The organism is Candidatus Cytomitobacter indipagum (assembly GCF_008189285.1).
Taxonomy (GTDB): domain Bacteria; phylum Pseudomonadota; class Alphaproteobacteria; order CAJXXZ01; family 1604HC; genus Cytomitobacter; species Cytomitobacter indipagum.
The window spans coordinates 59,972-76,460 of sequence record NZ_CP043315.1; the positions used below are offsets into that span (position 1 = coordinate 59,972).

A 16,489-nucleotide genomic window follows, 5' to 3' on the forward strand; every position below is an offset into this window, starting at 1 on the left:
TTCTCCTTAGTGGTGTGAATGCCACTTAACTTTCTTTAAATCAACTCCTGATTTTTTCATTTCCCATAATGGGCTCATTTCGCGTAATTCATTTACAGTTCTAATTGCATCATTTGCAAAATTATCCATATCTTCTTCAGTAGTATATATTCCCATAACTATTCTTAATGAAGTATGTATAAGCCCTTCATCGACTCCTATTGCTTCTAAAACATAAGAAGGTTGCAAAGTTGTAGATGAGCATGCAGAAGCAGATGACATGGCATAATTTTTTAATTTCATCATGATTGCCTCTCCCTCTATATGTGCAAAACTAAGATTCATGTTATGTGGAATTCTTTGCTCTGAATCTCCATTTAAATATATATCTTCCAAAGAGGACATAATCTTATTCAATGTTTTTTCTTGCAAATTTTTCATGCGATTCCACTCAGATTCTCGTTCCAATTCTGCAAGTTCAGCAGCTTTTGCCATTCCAACACATAATTGAACAGGGACAGTTCCAGATCTGATTCCTTTTTCTTGTCTTCCTCCAAACACGATAGGAGAAACTCTAGTTTTTTTCTTAATATATAGAGCTCCTATTCCTTTTGGGCCATAAAATTTATGCGCAGAAAAGCTCATAAGATTTACGTAAATTTCTTGAAGATCTATTTTTATTCTTCCCACAGCTTGTGCTGCATCAACGTGGAAAAATACATTTTTAGCTTTACACATTTCTCCTATCGCCTTTATTGGTTGAATTGTTCCTAATTCAGAATTTACCCAACCTACAGAAATTAGAATGGTGTTTTCTTTTATTGCATCATGTAATTTTTGCAAATCAATGATTCCATTTTTCTCGATTTCTATATAAGTTGTTTCTACATTATCTTGTTTATCCAATTCGTGAAATGTTTCAAGAGTTGCTTTGTGTTCGATATTTGTAGTAATGATATGAACTTTATCCATGCCATTTTCTATCCTACTTTTTACTATTCCTTGAATTGAAATATTATTAGATTCTGTAGCTCCAGAAGTAAAAATTAATTCTTTAGATTCGCAATTTATAACTTTTCCAATAATTTTCCTACTACTTTCTACTGAATCCGTTGCCTGCCATCCATATTGATGAGTAATCGAATGTGGATTTCCTATGCATTTCAAATAAGAATCATATATTACTTTTGCTACTTCAGGACGACAAGGTGTAGTCGCGCTATAATCTAAGTAGATTTGTTGCTCAGAAGCATTTTGCTCCTGAGCTAGCCTTTTAGAGCTTTTTTCACTATTTATATTCACTATTTCTCCTTAAGTAATATTATAAAATTTAGAGAGAGCGGGCAAGGTTAATTATATTTTAATCTGTACTTGTATATTTATATAGAAATATTTGAAATTTATTTGTTGTTATTTTAATACAAATTAAAGACTTGATTAAGCTTTCATTAACTGTTAAAATAAATTGGTGCATTTTTATGTTCATTGTTAAAGGTGTTTATGATTGTTAATAAAAATAAAAAGTATTCCAGTATTATGATACAAAGAAAATATGGAGCTTTAGAAGGCAAGTATTCTAAGTGTGAAGCGAGTAATTTGGGAGGCAAATCAGCAGTGCTGATTCTTCATCCTGATTCTGCTTGTGGGGGATCCATGAAGAATAAAGTTGTAAAAGTTCTTGGAGATGCATTTGCAACTCTAGATTTTGATGTTTTAAGGATAAATTTTCGAGGGGTTGGAAAATCTCAAGGAAAATATGATGGTGGAGTAGGAGAATTAGATGATGCATTGGATGCTATAGATTGGCTTAACTCTCAATATTATGATTTGGCAAATATTTGGGTAGCAGGGTTTGGATTTGGTGGATTAATTGCTATTAAATCTGTAATGAGGCGTCCAAATATCAACGGATTTATTTCTATCAGCCCTCCAAAAGAGAGTCAAGAATTAAACCCACTTACTCCATGCTCTAATGGATTATTGATTGTAGGAGAAAATGATCATACTGTTGAGCCAGATGTTGTAAAATCTTTGACTGAAATTCTTTCTTGTCAAAAGAATGCTTCGATAGATTATAAATGTGTTGATAGGGCTGATCATTATTTCTCAGATCACATGAATGAATTAGAAGATACAATTTATAACTACATTCACGATAAAATGTTGTTAGATTCACCAATTTGCACAAAGAAAAAAAATAGAAAACTAAGCAGCTTATAATATTTGTGTTGAAAAAATTGAAAAAATATTAGAAATTACTTGTATGTATGAAAATTATATTGCAATTATCACTCCTTTCTATCATGGAAATATAGATTTTCCATCTTTGCATGTTTTCCTAGAAACAATTTATAAATCTGGAACTAGAAAAATTGTAGTTGGCGGAACGACAGGGGAGGGTATTTTGCTTACCAACTCAGAGAAAAAATCCATATTTACTCATATTAGAAAGCACTTCAATTTTGAAATTGTAGGGTGTTATTCTGATATTAGTGTAGTTAATTTTGATGAAGATGTTTATAATTTATGCGATAAAGTAATGATCTCTCCTCAGTATTTTATTAAGCCAAATATAGATTCGAAATTTGATTATATTAGCAACATAGCTGATAAATACGATAAGGAAATTATTATTTACAATAATCCATCTCGATTTTGCACAAATATAGATGAAGAATTGTATGATAAATTATATGAAATAGATAATATTGTAGGAATCAAAGAGGCTGGAAATATAGTTGATATAAAAAAATATGACAAATGGAAATGGTTTGGTGGAAATGATGATGCTATGGATATTTTTCAGAAAAATGGATTTAGCGGAATGATTAGCGCGGTTGGAAATTTATGCCCTAAATTGCTTGATAGTGCATGGAGTGATTTGAGTTATTTTAATGCATGGAAAAATATTTCTTTGGCAGTATTTGAATCTCCAAGCCCTTTGCTTATTAAATATTATCTTTATAAAGCGGGGATTATTTCATCCTATGAAACAAGATTCCATATAACTGACTCCAAATTAAATATGAAGTATAATGAATTAAAGGATGTTGTAGATAATGCTGCTGAATAGAAAAGCTAGATTTGATTACACGATTTTAAGCTCAATGGAGGCTGGAATTGTGTTGCTAGGAGGAGAAGTTAAGGTTTTGCGTAATGGCATGGGAGATATCATGCATAGCCATGTTATGCTGCATGATAATGAGGCATGGCTTATGAATATGCAAATTCCAGTTTACAAACAATCATCGATTAATTATGACGTGAGAAGAAATAGGAAGCTTTTGCTTAAGAAGAAACAAGTAAGGTCTCTTATTGGAAAAATGAAATTGAAAGGCGTGTCTGTTGTTCCATTAAAATTGTATTTTGTAAGAGGTTTAGTGAAAGTTGAAATAGGAACAGCTGAAGGTAAGAAGAAAGCAGATAAAAGACAAACAATTAAAGAAAGAGATTTGCAAAGAGAGATGCAAAGAACAAAAATTTAATTGGCTCTATTTTCAATTAATTTCAATTTTTCAACTTACTTCTAATAGCTTTCGATATTTTCAACATTTTCATTTTTAGCTGACTAGTGACTAGATATTTCAATTTATCTAATAATTTTATATTTTTCGCCATTTTTATTTTATCTATGACTTAATGATTTTAATTTATACTTTCAATTAATTTCAACTTTTCAACTTTTCAATTAATTTTTTAATTTTTTCAATTAATTTTTTAATTTTCGATATAATATACAATCTTTTAATGGCTTTTTAGCAATTTGCTTTTTTATTCTTTAAATTTTTAAGTTTCATTTTTTAGCGATATGCTATTAATATCAAGTCTCGAATCTGTTTTCTTAATGAAACGCTGAGGAGAAATAAATATTTCTCATATTTATTTTCCACTATTATTAAATATTTTTAGCTTTTTTGCTAAATTATACTGATAATTTGTGCAAATTGTTTGATAGATATATATTTTTATTAAATTGCGTGAAATTTAGATTATGTGAGTAGCTTAAAATTAATCTTTGTTTAAATTATTTATATGAAATATAATTGACCTAATTTCATTTTTTGCTGAGATATTAGATATATTTAGTTTAGATGGAGGTAAATCAAATACAGTTTTGCCCTCATTAAATAATTCCTTGAATACAACTCTATCTTTCACTCCAGAGCACAAAGAAAAACCAAGTGAACTTTGCATTTTTTTAAGCAATATCATGATCTTTCTTTGATTATTTGTTATTCTAACACTTAATTTGTTTGGAACTATAATCCATTTCAACTGTTCTTTTCTTTTTATTAATTTATGTTTTCTAGCATCCCAAATTATATTTGCATAGCATCCAGGTGTAAATTTTTTGTCTTCAGGGGAAAATTGACCAATAACATCCAGATCAAACCTGCTATCACTAATTGGGGTAAGGAAAATATCAGCAAGTTCGCATGCTTTTTTCATTGCATTATTTAAACTACCTGGAGTATCTATGATTATATAATCATATTTTTTATTGTCTTCAATAATTTGCTCAAGTTGATTTTCATCTTCTAGTTTTATATGGTCAAATTTTGGATTTTCTTTATGCCTAAAATAGTTATTTAATGTGAATTGTGGTTTATCTATATCAATAGTAAGCACTTTACTGTTTGCACTTAAAGCTACAGCTAAATTAGCGCATATAGTGGATTTCCCTGTGCCCCCCTTGATATTGCTAACAGCTATAATTTTTGAATTCATCATTTAATTATAATTTAATTATAATATTGTAACAATATTTAACAAAGGCCTTGCAAAAAGAATCAAATATGGTTAAGAATGTATTTAATAGTTATGTTAGTATTTACAACTTTTTGGCACAGAATAAAACGCAGTTCCAAGATATTGTTTCCAATTAAAAGATCAGAATTTAGTTTATTTTTTTCAATATCATCTTTGATGTTATTAATTTTATTTAATACTTCCATATTAAAAACTTTAAAAGATACGTTAATAATTGCTGATAAAAATTCTGGCGCTGAAGTTGTTAATTTTCTGAAAATTTTTGTAGTTGTTCCTTTATCTTTTATTTTTGTGTTCTTGTATAGCAAAGCGTGTAATTCAATAGATAATAGATTCATTTTTTATATAGTAATTGGATTTTTCACTGTTTTTCTTTTAACATTTGCATTGTTCTTATATCCTAACAGAGAATTTTTACACCCTTCATTAGAGAAAATAAATTATTTAAAATCTATGTATCCAAGATTAAAATGGATCATGCCTATTTATGGTTTATGGACTTATTCTTTATTTTATTCGTTTGCAGATTTATGGTGTAGCATGTGTTTAAGTCTTTTATTTTGGCAGTTTGCAAATCAAATTATTTCCAAAGAGGATAGCAAAAGATTTTATGGGTCATTTGCAATAATAGGATATTTAGGATTAATAATTGCTGGATATGTTGTAAAATCTATATTTAAAATGACAAATGCAGTTAAGCTAAAAAATGTTACTAGCATAGTGAGTGAGAATGCCTTTGATACTAGATTAATAAAAATAATTTTAATAACTTGCGCTTGCAACTGTTTGATCATATCAATATATTATTTTATAACTCACCACTTATCGAAGAAAGCAATTTCTTTTGGAGTCAAAAAATCTAAAACATCCTTGCTAAATAGTTTTAAAATAATTTTTAAACAAAAACAGTTGATGTATATCATGTTCTTAGTATTTTGCTATAACTTTAGTATTAATGTAATTGAAGTTACATGGAAATCGCAATTGAAAAAATTTGCAGGAAACAAGTCTAATTACATTTTTTATGTTGGAACAATTAATCAAGTGGTAGGATATGCAACTATTTTTCTAGGGTTTATTTCCAACATAATGTTTCAGCGCTGTAGTTGGTTTACATGTGCTATGCTTACTCCTATTTTAGCTTGCTTTACTTCATTGCTATTTTTATCAAGCATTGCAATAAAATATGTTGGATGGAAAACAATACTAGGATTTTCCTCTTTGGGTGTATGTGTTTTTGTTGGAATTGTTCATAATGTATTGAGCAAAAGTGGAAAATATGTCTTCTTTGATCAAACTAAAGAAATGTCTTATATGCATTTGGATCAAGATTCAAAAACTAAAGGAAAAGCTGCAGTAGATGTTGCTGGAAGCAGGTTATCCAAATCTTTAAGTGGTCAAATTCAAGCTATATTGCTTATTATTATCCCTAATTCTTCGCAGATAAAAATATTTCCTTATTTAGGGGCGCTGCTTATGTTAATATTTGCATTATGGTTCTGGTCTTTGAAAAAATTAGACAAAATGCATAAATAAAATGAACTTGATATTTTTTGCAATTAATTTTCAGAAAATAAGATTTATTTTATTAAATATTTTGAATACTGATAGATATTTGTTAGTATTATAATATGTCCGTAGCAACTGTATCTACTGTTTCATTTCGAGGAATGGATATTGTCAATATTGAAATCCAAGCTTATATTGGACCCGGATTGCCAGCATTTCATATTGTTGGATTGGCAGATAAAGCTGTTACAGAATCTAGAGAAAGAATTAGATCTGCCTTTCAATCTATAGGATTAGCTTTGCCTGCAAAAAGAATTGTTATTAATATGTCTCCTGCAGACATTCAAAAAGAAGGAAATCATTATGACTTGCCAATTATACTTGCTATATTGGGAGCTCTGGATATTATTTCAAAAGATTATTTGAATGAGTGGATAATTATGGGAGAAATTTCATTAGATGCAAAAATCAACCATGTTGCTGGATCTTTATTAGCTGCAGTTCATGCTGCGCATTTGAAAAAAGGATTAATTTGCCCATCTACTTGTGCAGGAGAAGCAAAATGGGGAGGAGATTTGAAAATTTTAGCTCCATCCAACTTAGTTCAATTGATGAATCACATTAAAGGAATTCAAATTTGCTTAGAGCCACATTATGAAGAAGAGAAAAAAATACATGAAGCAAAAGATTTTAGCGAAGTTAGAGGTCATGAATCAATTAAGAGAGCGCTAGAGGTTGCAGCTGCAGGGCGTCACCATGTTTTGATGATTGGCCCTCCAGGTGCAGGAAAATCTATGTTAGCATCTAGAATGAATACTATTTTGCCAGAATTAACTCCAAGAGAAGCATTGGAAGTTTCTATGATTTATAGTATTTCTAATTTAAATAAAGCTGGATTAATTAAGCGTAGACCATTTAGGTCTCCTCATCATAATTCTTCTTTGCCTTCTGTAATTGGAGGAGGGCATAAATGTCGCCCGGGAGAGATTTCATTAGCTCATCATGGGGTGTTATTTATGGATGAGCTTTCATTGTGGGCTCCATCAGTTTTGAATGGACTTAGAGAATCTATTGAGACAGGAAATATTTTTGTAGCTAGAGCCAATGCAAGCATTAAGTATCCAGCCAGATTTCAGTTAATTGCTGCTATGAATCCTTGCATCTGTGGCCATGCTTATGATTTAGAGAAAAGATGTTCGAAATTTCCTAATTGCTATACAAATTATCTCAATAAAATACCTGGACCTATTTGGGATAGATTTGGAATTATTGTCTCAATAGATAAGTTATCTCCTTGGGAATTGAGCGAAATTGGAGACAAGTCTAAGAGCAGTGCTGAAATGAAAGAAGTGGTTACTAGTGCAGTAAATGTTCAACAAAATAGATATAAAGATAAGGATTTCAAATGCAATAATGATGTTCCAAGTTCTAAAATAGATATATTGAATATATTGCAAGATTCAATGGATGTTATTAATAAATATGCAAAAAGTGTGGGAATGTCTAATAGGAGATATTATAATACTGCAAAAATTGCTCGCACAATTGCAGATATAGAGTCTAGCGAATTTGTTCAGATTCATCACATGCAGGAAGCGATTAGCTACAATATGTTTCAAAAGAGCTTGGTTAATATTTCTGAATGATAATACTTTTTGCCAATTATTTTATTTCTATATTTCTTAGTTTGCATATTGCATTAGAGATTTTCTTCTTTGCAGCAAGAAATGCTAATTGATTCATTTTGATGCTTTAAATATACCTTTTGGGGATTTATTTGTTTAATCTGCAAGAAATCTAAAATTTTAAGAATTCTTCTAATTCATAGAAAATCGAGTTCATAAAAAAGCTCAAATATTATGATTTTGAAGCGATGAAAATATCAATTTTATTTTCAGGGTTTGGTTTTATCATTCAGGTTAATACAAATCATTTTTGCAAGATTTGATTTCATAATAAATCTAATTGCAATTTTATTTTATAAATTTTAATTTGCATTGTGATTATGATTTGATTCCAAAACTTAATTAATTTTTAATTTATAAACCTAATTGTATGCAATGAATAATTTAAATTCTAAAATCTATATTTAATTAAACTTTAAAAAGGAGTTATTGCCCAATTAATATAAATTGTATTAATTTTCAATTATATGCATTTCTTAATTTCATAGTTTTTATCTTATCAAATTTCAATTTATTTAAGACATTATTACAAAAAGAAAGTTTAACAGGAAGGCTTAGGTTTGTATTAAAATTTATCTTATTTGTTAAATTCTCTGAGATTTTATTTAGAAAATAATTTGCATTATTTGATTTTCATATTTTACTATTTATCTTATTTGTTAAATTCTCTGAGATTTTATTTAGAAAATAATTTGCATTATTTGATTTTCATATTTTACTGTTTTATCTTTAGATAATTGTCCAATTAAGTAAAAATAACAAGAATATGAAGAGAGATTTTTCAAAAAAAGACCAGATAACTCATCTTCATTTATTATAATATCTAATTCTACCATTGTTTCAGTTACGATTACTTTGCCTTTTTTTTGCTTTTGAAGGAAAACAAGACAAATAGTAAGTAATATTTGGGCTAAATTATCTAAATTTCTTGGAGTATTTTGAAAATCTAATTCAATATAATTAATTTTTTGAATAATCTTTTCAGCATGATTTACAGTTAGATTGGAGCTAAATATGCTTCTAATAATATCTAAAACTTGCATTGCATGATTAATAGACTCTTTAATAATATCTTGTGATTCGCTATCTATCTTTTGGTCTAATAGCATAGCAACTCCACCCAGCGGATTGATTAAATCATGAGATATTCTAGATATCAGAGTATTCATTAATATGTTTTTATTCATGATGAATTTAATTGATACTTTTTATCTTGAATCAGATGATTTATTTCTTGAATCTCTTGAATCAGATGACTTGTCTCTTGAATCAGGCCTTGAATCTCTTGAGTCATTTTGATTATCACTTTTTTGTGAAACTATGATATTCCATTTTCTTTCCATTCTAATAATGAAAAATTGCATTTTTTTGTTTCTCATAGTTTGCAATAAGTTAGAGGCTTTTCCTCCCAATGAAGAGTAATCTATCTGACTTGAAGGCAAGAATGATTTTACTCCCCACGGAAGCAATATAACTATAAAGCCTCCTCTAACTTTTTCTGTGATTGTTCCTTCAACCAATTTTTTCCCTTGGAATATTTCTTCAAGATCTTTCCATGACCTAATTTGATTAACTTTAGAAAAGCTGATCACCATAGATCCGTTGGAATCCTCGTGTTTGTCTATCCAAACAGATATCAAATCACCAACATTAGGAATTTTTCCGAATCCATTAATTTTGAATTCATTAATGTCTATTCTTCCCTCTGATTTGATTCCAATGTTCACCCAAACATAATCCTTAGTTACACCACTTACAGTAGCTGGAACTATGCTTTTTTCCTTCGGCATTGAGAAAGAATTCTTAATTTCTTCCATATTTCTCAAATTAGATTCATCCACTTCCAAAGATTTATTGTAATATTGTCGTGGCTTAGGGCGCAATTTTAAAAACTCATGCATTCCAAGATTATAACAAATATAAAACCATAATCAAGTACATTATTACTTATTCCATAATTTTCTTGATATTGCTAAAGATTTAAGGATGATATATAGATTAATAGTAAAGGAGTTTTATGAATCAAAACGCAAGTTTTATAAATAGTTTGCAAAATTGGTCGATAAAAATAGTTAAAATATTTTTCCCAATTCAAGCTAAAGAAATTAAAAAATACCTTCCTACTGCAATGATGATGTTTATCATCCTTTTTAACTACAATATTGTTAGAATTTTAAAGGATAGTTTTATTATTGGAGATGCTGGAGCAGAAGTTGTTAACTTTTTGAAGCCATTTGTTGTTCTTCCAGCTTCATTGTTGTTTGTTATTTTTTACAGTAAAATGAGTAACTCATTTAGCGAAAAAAATGTATTTTATGTTTCTGTATTACCATTCATTGCATTTAATATAATATTTACACATATATTATATCCCAATGTGAGTTGGTTGCATCCTTCTGCTGAAACTATTGCAGGATTGAAAGCATCTTATCCAAAGTTAAGATCTATATTTCCAGTATATGGACTATGGACATACTCTTTGTATTACACGTTCTCAGAATTGTGGGGAACTGTTGCAATGAACCTATTGTTTTGGCAATTTGTTAACAGAATTGTAAGCACAGATGAAGCTAAAAGATTTTACCCATCTTTTGGATTAGTTGGAAATATTGGATTCACATTAGGTTCTGTTCTTCTTTTGAAGACAGTTACAGTGGCTACAAAAGATACAGGTGCATTTGCAAAGCAATTTACTAATGTTATGAATATTGTAATCTTACTTAGTTTTGCATTAGTTGTCTTATACTGGGCAATTAATAAATTTGTTCTTTCGGATCCTTCTATGTTGCCATGTGAAGAAAAAGTGAAAAAGAAAAAGAAAGCTAAGCCTTCTCTTTCAGAAAGTTTCAAGATTGTTTTTTCATCTAAGTATTTAGGATTGATCATGCTTTTGATTTTCTCTTACAATGCTATGATTAACTTGGTTGAAGTTACATGGAAAAGTCAGGTTAAAGCTTATACATCTGTTGCGGACAAAGAGATTTCCAAGGCGAACTATACAGCATTTGTTGCTAGAACAAACATATACACAGGATTAGTTTCCATTGCATTGTTTGTAGCTGCAAACTATTTGCTTTCTAGATTCAAATGGATTATTTCAGCATCTATTACACCTATAATTATGGTGTCAACATCTGTGTTGTTCTTCTTGTTTACTGTGTTTCCTAGCATTGCAACTCCAATGACTGCGTTCTTCTCATCAACTCCATTATTTATGGCTGTTGTATTTGGAGCTATACAAAATGTTGCAAGTAAGAGTACAAAGTATTCATTGTTTGACCCTACTAAGGAGATGACATACATTCCTCTTGATAAGGAATTAAAGAGCAAAGGTAAGGCTGCAGTAGATATTGCTGGAAGCAGAATTTCCAAATCTTTTGGTTCTGCATTACAAGGTGTTCTTTTGACTGTGTTTGGATTTTCCACTCAGTTGCAAATTGCACCTTATCTTATGATTTTTGTTATATCAATTGGTATTCTATGGTTCATAGCTGTTAAGTTGTTGGCTAAAGAGTACGCAAGTGCTTTGCAAGAAAAATGCGAAGAAGATAAGAAATAATTTTCTGTCTTAAGAATTTTATTTCAAGTTACTTTTAGAAGAACTTCATTCTTTTAAAAGCGCCATTTAGCTTTATTGATTTTTATTTCAATTTTATTTGGTTTTATTTTATATAATGAATAAATTAATAAGATCATACAAAGCTAATTTCAACAAATTATTAATATCAATCAATCTATTATTTCTTGAATAGAGAAACTATTGATAATTCATAAAGTTATTTCACTGAATAGTTAGCATGAATTAATTTGTTTTGTTATTTGCGAAGGAAATATTTATTTATTTTTTATATAAATTTATAATTTCATAACTAAGTATAAATCTAATTCATTTGAAATGGATTTTATATCAAGCATTTATTATATTTACTGTTAAATAATTATTGAGATCAATATAAATCAAGCTATACCAATAAGTTGAAATTAGAAATTTAGTATTATTGAAATATTAGAATCACTTAATTATATGATTGATTGCATTTTTATATTATTGAAGCGCATGACTAATTTATGGATCTCAAATATTAAAATAACTAATTAATTTTATTAATTATCAAGTAAGGTAGATTTTTTTGGAAACTTTAATTGTTTAATTAAATTTATTATTTTTTCTGAACTCTATTTATTGAATCTATATGGTCTGAGAATTTTTCTGACACTGTTATATTTTCTTCTCTATGATGAAAAAATAGCTCTTTGCTTGATATAGGGTTAATTGAAGCAATTAATGCATGTTTTCCTGGGTTGCATATTGATCCAATAGGCAATCCTTTAAATTTATAAGTATTATATGGAGAAATATGCTTAATATCATCATGAATTACCCTTGAAATATGAGTTTCTCCTTTTGTAATTCCATATACAGCAGTTGAATCTGCATCAAGTTTCATCTTTTGGTCCAATCTATTGCGAAATATTGTTGCTATTCTATGCATTTCATTGTTAGATTTAGATTCTTTTTGAACAATAGATGAAAAAATAATCCAGTCATTTATATTATTCCAATATTTTTTTTCATTTTGGCTCCAAATTTCAGTAGTCATTTTCACGAAATCATTTTGCATTTTTTGAATTATTTGATTTCTATTGATATTTCTTGCATACAAATAAGTTCCTGGAGAAATGGTTCCATCATTTGGAATTTCGCCAATTTCCCCTGCCATATATTGATTTTCATATAATGTTTGGCAAATCTTAAAAGAAGACCATCCTTCTGGTATTGTGATCTTTCTCATATATATTTTTTTTGACCAAATATGATATATAAATTGAAAAATATTTTTTGAATCATATTCTCCGCTTTCTAATCTAACTATTTTATTTGATGAAATAGCCATCATTGCAAGAGAGGCTAGCAATGATGATTTTGATGACGGTCTTTTGATTGATTGATTAAATATGCAAAATCTCTCTTTTAGTGATGCATTAGGATGTATGTATATAATTTTATTTATTGGATAAAGTAAAATTGAACAAAATAACACAACAGATAAAAATATATTGCGTAAAGCAAATTGATAAGTGTTAAATTTAAAAAATACTGATAGCAATATTATTATAAATAAGAAGTCTGGATAGAAAATTTTTTGTAAAAATATAATATTTTGCATTATGTTAATTCTATATTATTTTAGCTATATTCTCATCAATGCAGCTACAGACAAAACTCCAGGACCTTTTTTGTTAAAAGTAATTCTTCTTTCATTCGCATCAGATCCTTGTTTGAATAAATTAATTTGAGCGGGGTGTAAATATCTAAGCTCAAGAACTGTTATTCCAAGTCTAATTTGTGCTCCAGCTCCAACCATAGGTGTCCATTGCCACTCTTTATGCTTGTCATTAGTTGTTTCATTTTTATATTCCATATATTGACCATGGGGTCCTGCAAAAAGCAAGAATCTCATTAATGCAAAATTTACACCAAGCACTCCAGTAGTCCCCAAAGTCCAAGTATTTGCTTTAATTGTATATTTTTCTTTTTCTTTATTTGTATTTGCTTCTAGAGAGTTTTTGCTTCTAAAAGACTTTCCAGCATCTATACAAAATCCCAAAGAAAACATGCTAACAGAGAAAAAGCTTTCTAGGGAAGCGCCTAATGTTGTTCTACTTGCAAATTTTCCACTATTTTTTTCTGATGATATTTTCTTTTCAATTTTCTTTATAGAAGAACTGATTTTTCCTTTAAGAGATAGAGTGCTCATGTCTATTCCGATTCTGGATCCCATATAAAATGACATTGCATTTGTTTGCCCAGCAATCAATAATAAGTGTAATATTTTGCGCATATATAATTTTAGATTATTTTTATCTAAGATTGCAATGTATTTTTTTAGCAAGTAGAATAATATTAGTTTATGAGAAAATTATTAAAGAAATTATATAGAAAAATAGATGGAAATAGATTCGTTAATTTTGATGTTTTTTGCAATAATATTCAAAGTAAGTTTTCTATAGTATTTGCGCATAATATATTGAACAATCATCAAGATATGCAGTTTTTGATAGATAAATTTTCTGACACACATAATGTTATTGCAATCGATTTTTCTGGACATGCAGGAAGTGATAATCTTAATGAATATAATTACGACTCTTATTTAAGCGATTGTTTATCAGTGATAAATCAAGCAAATTCTAAGTATATTATTTGGATAGGGCAAGGTATTGGAGGGATTATAGGGGCAAAATTAGCTTCGCATATTGCCAATCCTATTGTTGGGCTAGTTGCATTTGATTGTGATCAGTTTTCTAATAATAATGTTTCATCTAATGATGTTGAGTATGAATATAATAATTTGATAGAAGCTAAAGAAGCTATTTATTCAAAATACTCTGATATAGATAGAAATATCTTAGATAAATTTTCTCTGAATAAATATAAAGTTATGAATGAAATGTTTGTAAATAATTATCATATTGGAATAATTGCTCAGCTTGATAACTTTTTTAATTGTGATTTAGTAAAAATATTCAATGATGTTAGAAGTAGAGCTTTGCTAATAGGTAAGAAAGACCTAATTGATAAAGTTAATGATATGGATGTTTGCAAAGAAGAGCATGAAATTAAATTGTTGCACAAAGAAGAGCATATTAATTTAATTCATGGATGGGTTACCGATATCATGAATGATCCTCATATGTTTTTGAATCAATTTAAGAAATACATGTCGTAATGTCTATTAAGGATGCTTTGTGGGTTGCGCCTAATGAAATTGAAATTGATAAATTAAAAAATCTTAAAGAATCTTATGAATTATCTGATTTAGAGGCTATTTTTGCAATTAACAGATCTGTTGATTTAAATGATTTTTTTAATTCTAAGATATCAGATTATATAAATAATAAAGATTTAGTTGACTTGCAAATTGTAGTGAATAGAATAAAAAAAGCAATTCAAAATAAGGAGAAAATAGCAATTTTAGGAGATTATGATGTAGATGGAATTACATCAACTTCCCTGTTTATCAAATTATTCAAATCTTGTAATATTGACTGTATTTATAAAATTCCAAATAGAGAAGATGGATATGGGCATTCTATGGAGAGTGTAAAAAATTTGGATGTAGACTTACTTTTGATGCTTGATTGCGGGAGTAGTCAAGATTTCAAAGAGATATCCAATAAAGATATATGTATTATAGATCACCATCAAACTAGCAATGATCCGAATGTGTTGGGATTTATCAATCCTTATAGATTTGATATTGATCCATTGCCTCAAGAGAAATTTAAAGGAATTTGCACTGCAGGATTGGTTTTTATTGTAATTTTTCATTTAGTTGAAGAAATGAAATTGAAATTTGATTTTAAAGCGTTGTTAGATTTAGTGGCTATGGGAACAATTGGAGATTGCATGGAGCTTACTGGATTGAATAGAAGTTATGTGCAATATGGCTTGAAATTAATTAATTTAAAAAAGCGAGATGGAATTAGATTTTTATGCGAAAATTTAAAATTAGATAGAATTTCTTCATCTAGCGTAGCTTTTTATATTTGCCCATGCATTAATGCTGCAGGAAGATTGGGCCAATCTGACATTGCATTGAGATTTTTATGTAATGATCATGAGTCTTATGAATTATCTCGTACATTGATTGGATTAAATAGCAGAAGAAAAGAAATAGAGCAGGTATGTTTAGATGAGGCTATGAGTACAATAAATGTTTCTAATAAGAAATGCATTATACTTGAGAATTCAGAATGGCATCCAGGAATTGTTGGAATTTTAGCCGGAAGAATAAAAGAAAAATTTGATTTGCCAACTTTTGTTTTTTATAAAAAAGGAGATATGTGGAAAGGGTCTGCTCGTTCTATAAATGGAATGAATATTGGAACTCTTATACAAGATTCTGTCTGCAAAGGTTTTGCTAAAGAGGGCGGTGGACATGCTATGGCTGGAGGAGTTTCTGTTTCTGAAGATTGTTTTGAAAAATGGAAAGAATTTATTCAGGAAAATGCAAAATTTACAAAGCAGAAAAAGAAAATTACTATAGATGCAATTATGACTATGAAAGCTGTTTACAATGTTAGCTTGGATAAAGTTGCGCCTTTTGGAATGGGAAATAGCGCTCCATTAATTTTGGTTAAGAGCGTTCTTCTTGAAAAAACTTCCAAATACAATAATCATGTTAGATTAAGCTTAAATGAAAATGGATTTAGAAGAAGTATTTTTGCATTTAAGTGTAGTGAGCATGAATTTAATGTTGGCATGTTAGTTGATATTATTGTAAGAGTAGACAATATTGGAAATATAGACATAGTTGATATCTCTAATGATGCATAACTGATATCTCTAACATTGCATTATGGTATTGTATTTTGACATAGAGCTTCTTTAATATTGTTGTATTTCTTTGTGATATAATTGATATTTCTTCATGATATTACCGATATCCTTTTGTGACATAACTGATATTTCTTTGTGAGATTGAAGATATTAATATTTCCCATATATCTTTCATAAACATTGCTGATATCTTATAGAGTAA

At 28.8% G+C, this 16,489-nt stretch carries 14 protein-coding genes; 8 read left to right on the forward strand and 6 right to left on the reverse strand.

Translation table 11 applies throughout. The features are described from left to right. Nucleotides 1-6: 6 nt before the first annotated feature. The gene (locus FZC35_RS00270; RefSeq protein WP_216362650.1) at nt 7-1,281 is read right to left on the reverse strand and encodes an aminotransferase class V-fold PLP-dependent enzyme; all 1,275 of its coding nucleotides are present in this window, start codon (nt 1,279-1,281) and stop codon (nt 7-9) included. A gap of 198 nt (nt 1,282-1,479) precedes the next feature. Here FZC35_RS00270 and FZC35_RS00275 point away from each other — a divergent pair, with 198 nt between their 5' ends. The 3 genes from FZC35_RS00275 to smpB are packed head-to-tail and all read left to right on the forward strand — an operon-like array spanning nt 1,480 to nt 3,464. After that, nucleotides 1,480-2,199, forward strand: coding sequence for an alpha/beta hydrolase (locus tag FZC35_RS00275; RefSeq protein WP_148980672.1), 720 nt, complete (start codon nt 1,480-1,482; stop codon nt 2,197-2,199). Nucleotides 2,200-2,242: 43 nt separating this feature from the next. After that, on the forward strand, nt 2,243-3,052 hold the full coding sequence (locus tag FZC35_RS00280; RefSeq protein WP_148980673.1) for a dihydrodipicolinate synthase family protein: 810 nt from the start codon (nt 2,243-2,245) through the stop codon (nt 3,050-3,052). After that, nucleotides 3,039-3,464 (forward strand): SsrA-binding protein SmpB, encoded by a 426-nt coding sequence (gene smpB / locus FZC35_RS00285; RefSeq protein ID WP_148980674.1) that lies wholly within the window; start codon nt 3,039-3,041, stop codon nt 3,462-3,464. Before FZC35_RS00280 ends, smpB begins: the two co-directional genes overlap by 14 nt. Before the next feature lie 523 nt (nt 3,465-3,987). On the opposite strand, the gene FZC35_RS00290 is transcribed toward smpB, so the two are convergent. Beyond that, nucleotides 3,988-4,707, reverse strand: a complete 720-nt coding sequence (locus tag FZC35_RS00290) for a division plane positioning ATPase MipZ (RefSeq protein WP_172618974.1) — start codon at nt 4,705-4,707, stop codon at nt 3,988-3,990. 93 nt (nt 4,708-4,800) lie between these two features. Between FZC35_RS00290 and FZC35_RS00295 the strand changes: the two genes are divergently transcribed. Together FZC35_RS00295 and FZC35_RS00300 are read left to right on the forward strand one after the other, a co-directional pair. Further along, the gene (locus tag FZC35_RS00295; RefSeq protein ID WP_216362651.1) at nt 4,801-6,285 is read left to right on the forward strand and encodes an NTP/NDP exchange transporter; all 1,485 of its coding nucleotides are present in this window, start codon (nt 4,801-4,803) and stop codon (nt 6,283-6,285) included. Nucleotides 6,286-6,380: 95 nt separating this feature from the next. Continuing rightward, nucleotides 6,381-7,904: a YifB family Mg chelatase-like AAA ATPase gene (locus FZC35_RS00300; RefSeq protein WP_148980677.1), complete on the forward strand. Its 1,524-nt coding sequence runs from the start codon at nt 6,381-6,383 to the stop codon at nt 7,902-7,904. Nucleotides 7,905-8,623: 719 nt separating this feature from the next. On the opposite strand, the gene FZC35_RS00305 is transcribed toward FZC35_RS00300, so the two are convergent. Further along, nucleotides 8,624-9,112, reverse strand: coding sequence for a hypothetical protein (locus tag FZC35_RS00305; RefSeq protein ID WP_148980678.1), 489 nt, complete (start codon nt 9,110-9,112; stop codon nt 8,624-8,626). A gap of 39 nt (nt 9,113-9,151) precedes the next feature. After that, nucleotides 9,152-9,844 carry a hypothetical protein gene (locus FZC35_RS00310; protein ID WP_148980679.1) on the reverse strand — a complete coding sequence of 231 codons (693 nt, stop codon included), beginning with the start codon at nt 9,842-9,844 and terminating at the stop codon, nt 9,152-9,154. Nucleotides 9,845-9,960: 116 nt separating this feature from the next. Between FZC35_RS00310 and FZC35_RS00315 the strand changes: the two genes are divergently transcribed. After that, nucleotides 9,961-11,502: an Npt1/Npt2 family nucleotide transporter gene (locus FZC35_RS00315; protein ID WP_148980680.1), complete on the forward strand. Its 1,542-nt coding sequence runs from the start codon at nt 9,961-9,963 to the stop codon at nt 11,500-11,502. 601 nt (nt 11,503-12,103) lie between these two features. Here the strand turns inward: FZC35_RS00315 and mltG are convergent. Beyond that, on the reverse strand, nt 12,104-12,985 hold the full coding sequence (gene mltG, locus FZC35_RS00320) for an endolytic transglycosylase MltG (RefSeq protein WP_172618975.1): 882 nt from the start codon (nt 12,983-12,985) through the stop codon (nt 12,104-12,106). Nucleotides 12,986-13,135: 150 nt separating this feature from the next. After that, a complete protein-coding gene (locus FZC35_RS00325; protein WP_148980682.1) occupies nt 13,136-13,786 on the reverse strand; it encodes an outer membrane beta-barrel protein in 651 nt (216 codons plus the stop codon). Nucleotides 13,787-13,855: 69 nt separating this feature from the next. On the opposite strand from FZC35_RS00325, the gene FZC35_RS00330 reads away from it, so the two are divergent. Together FZC35_RS00330 and FZC35_RS00335 are read left to right on the forward strand one after the other, a co-directional pair. After that, nucleotides 13,856-14,674, forward strand: coding sequence for an alpha/beta fold hydrolase (locus tag FZC35_RS00330; RefSeq protein WP_148980683.1), 819 nt, complete (start codon nt 13,856-13,858; stop codon nt 14,672-14,674). Further along, nucleotides 14,674-16,284 (forward strand): single-stranded-DNA-specific exonuclease RecJ, encoded by a 1,611-nt coding sequence (locus FZC35_RS00335; protein ID WP_148980684.1) that lies wholly within the window; start codon nt 14,674-14,676, stop codon nt 16,282-16,284. The genes FZC35_RS00330 and FZC35_RS00335 overlap by 1 nt, the downstream gene beginning before the upstream one ends. The last annotated feature ends 205 nt before the right edge of the window (nt 16,285-16,489 follow it).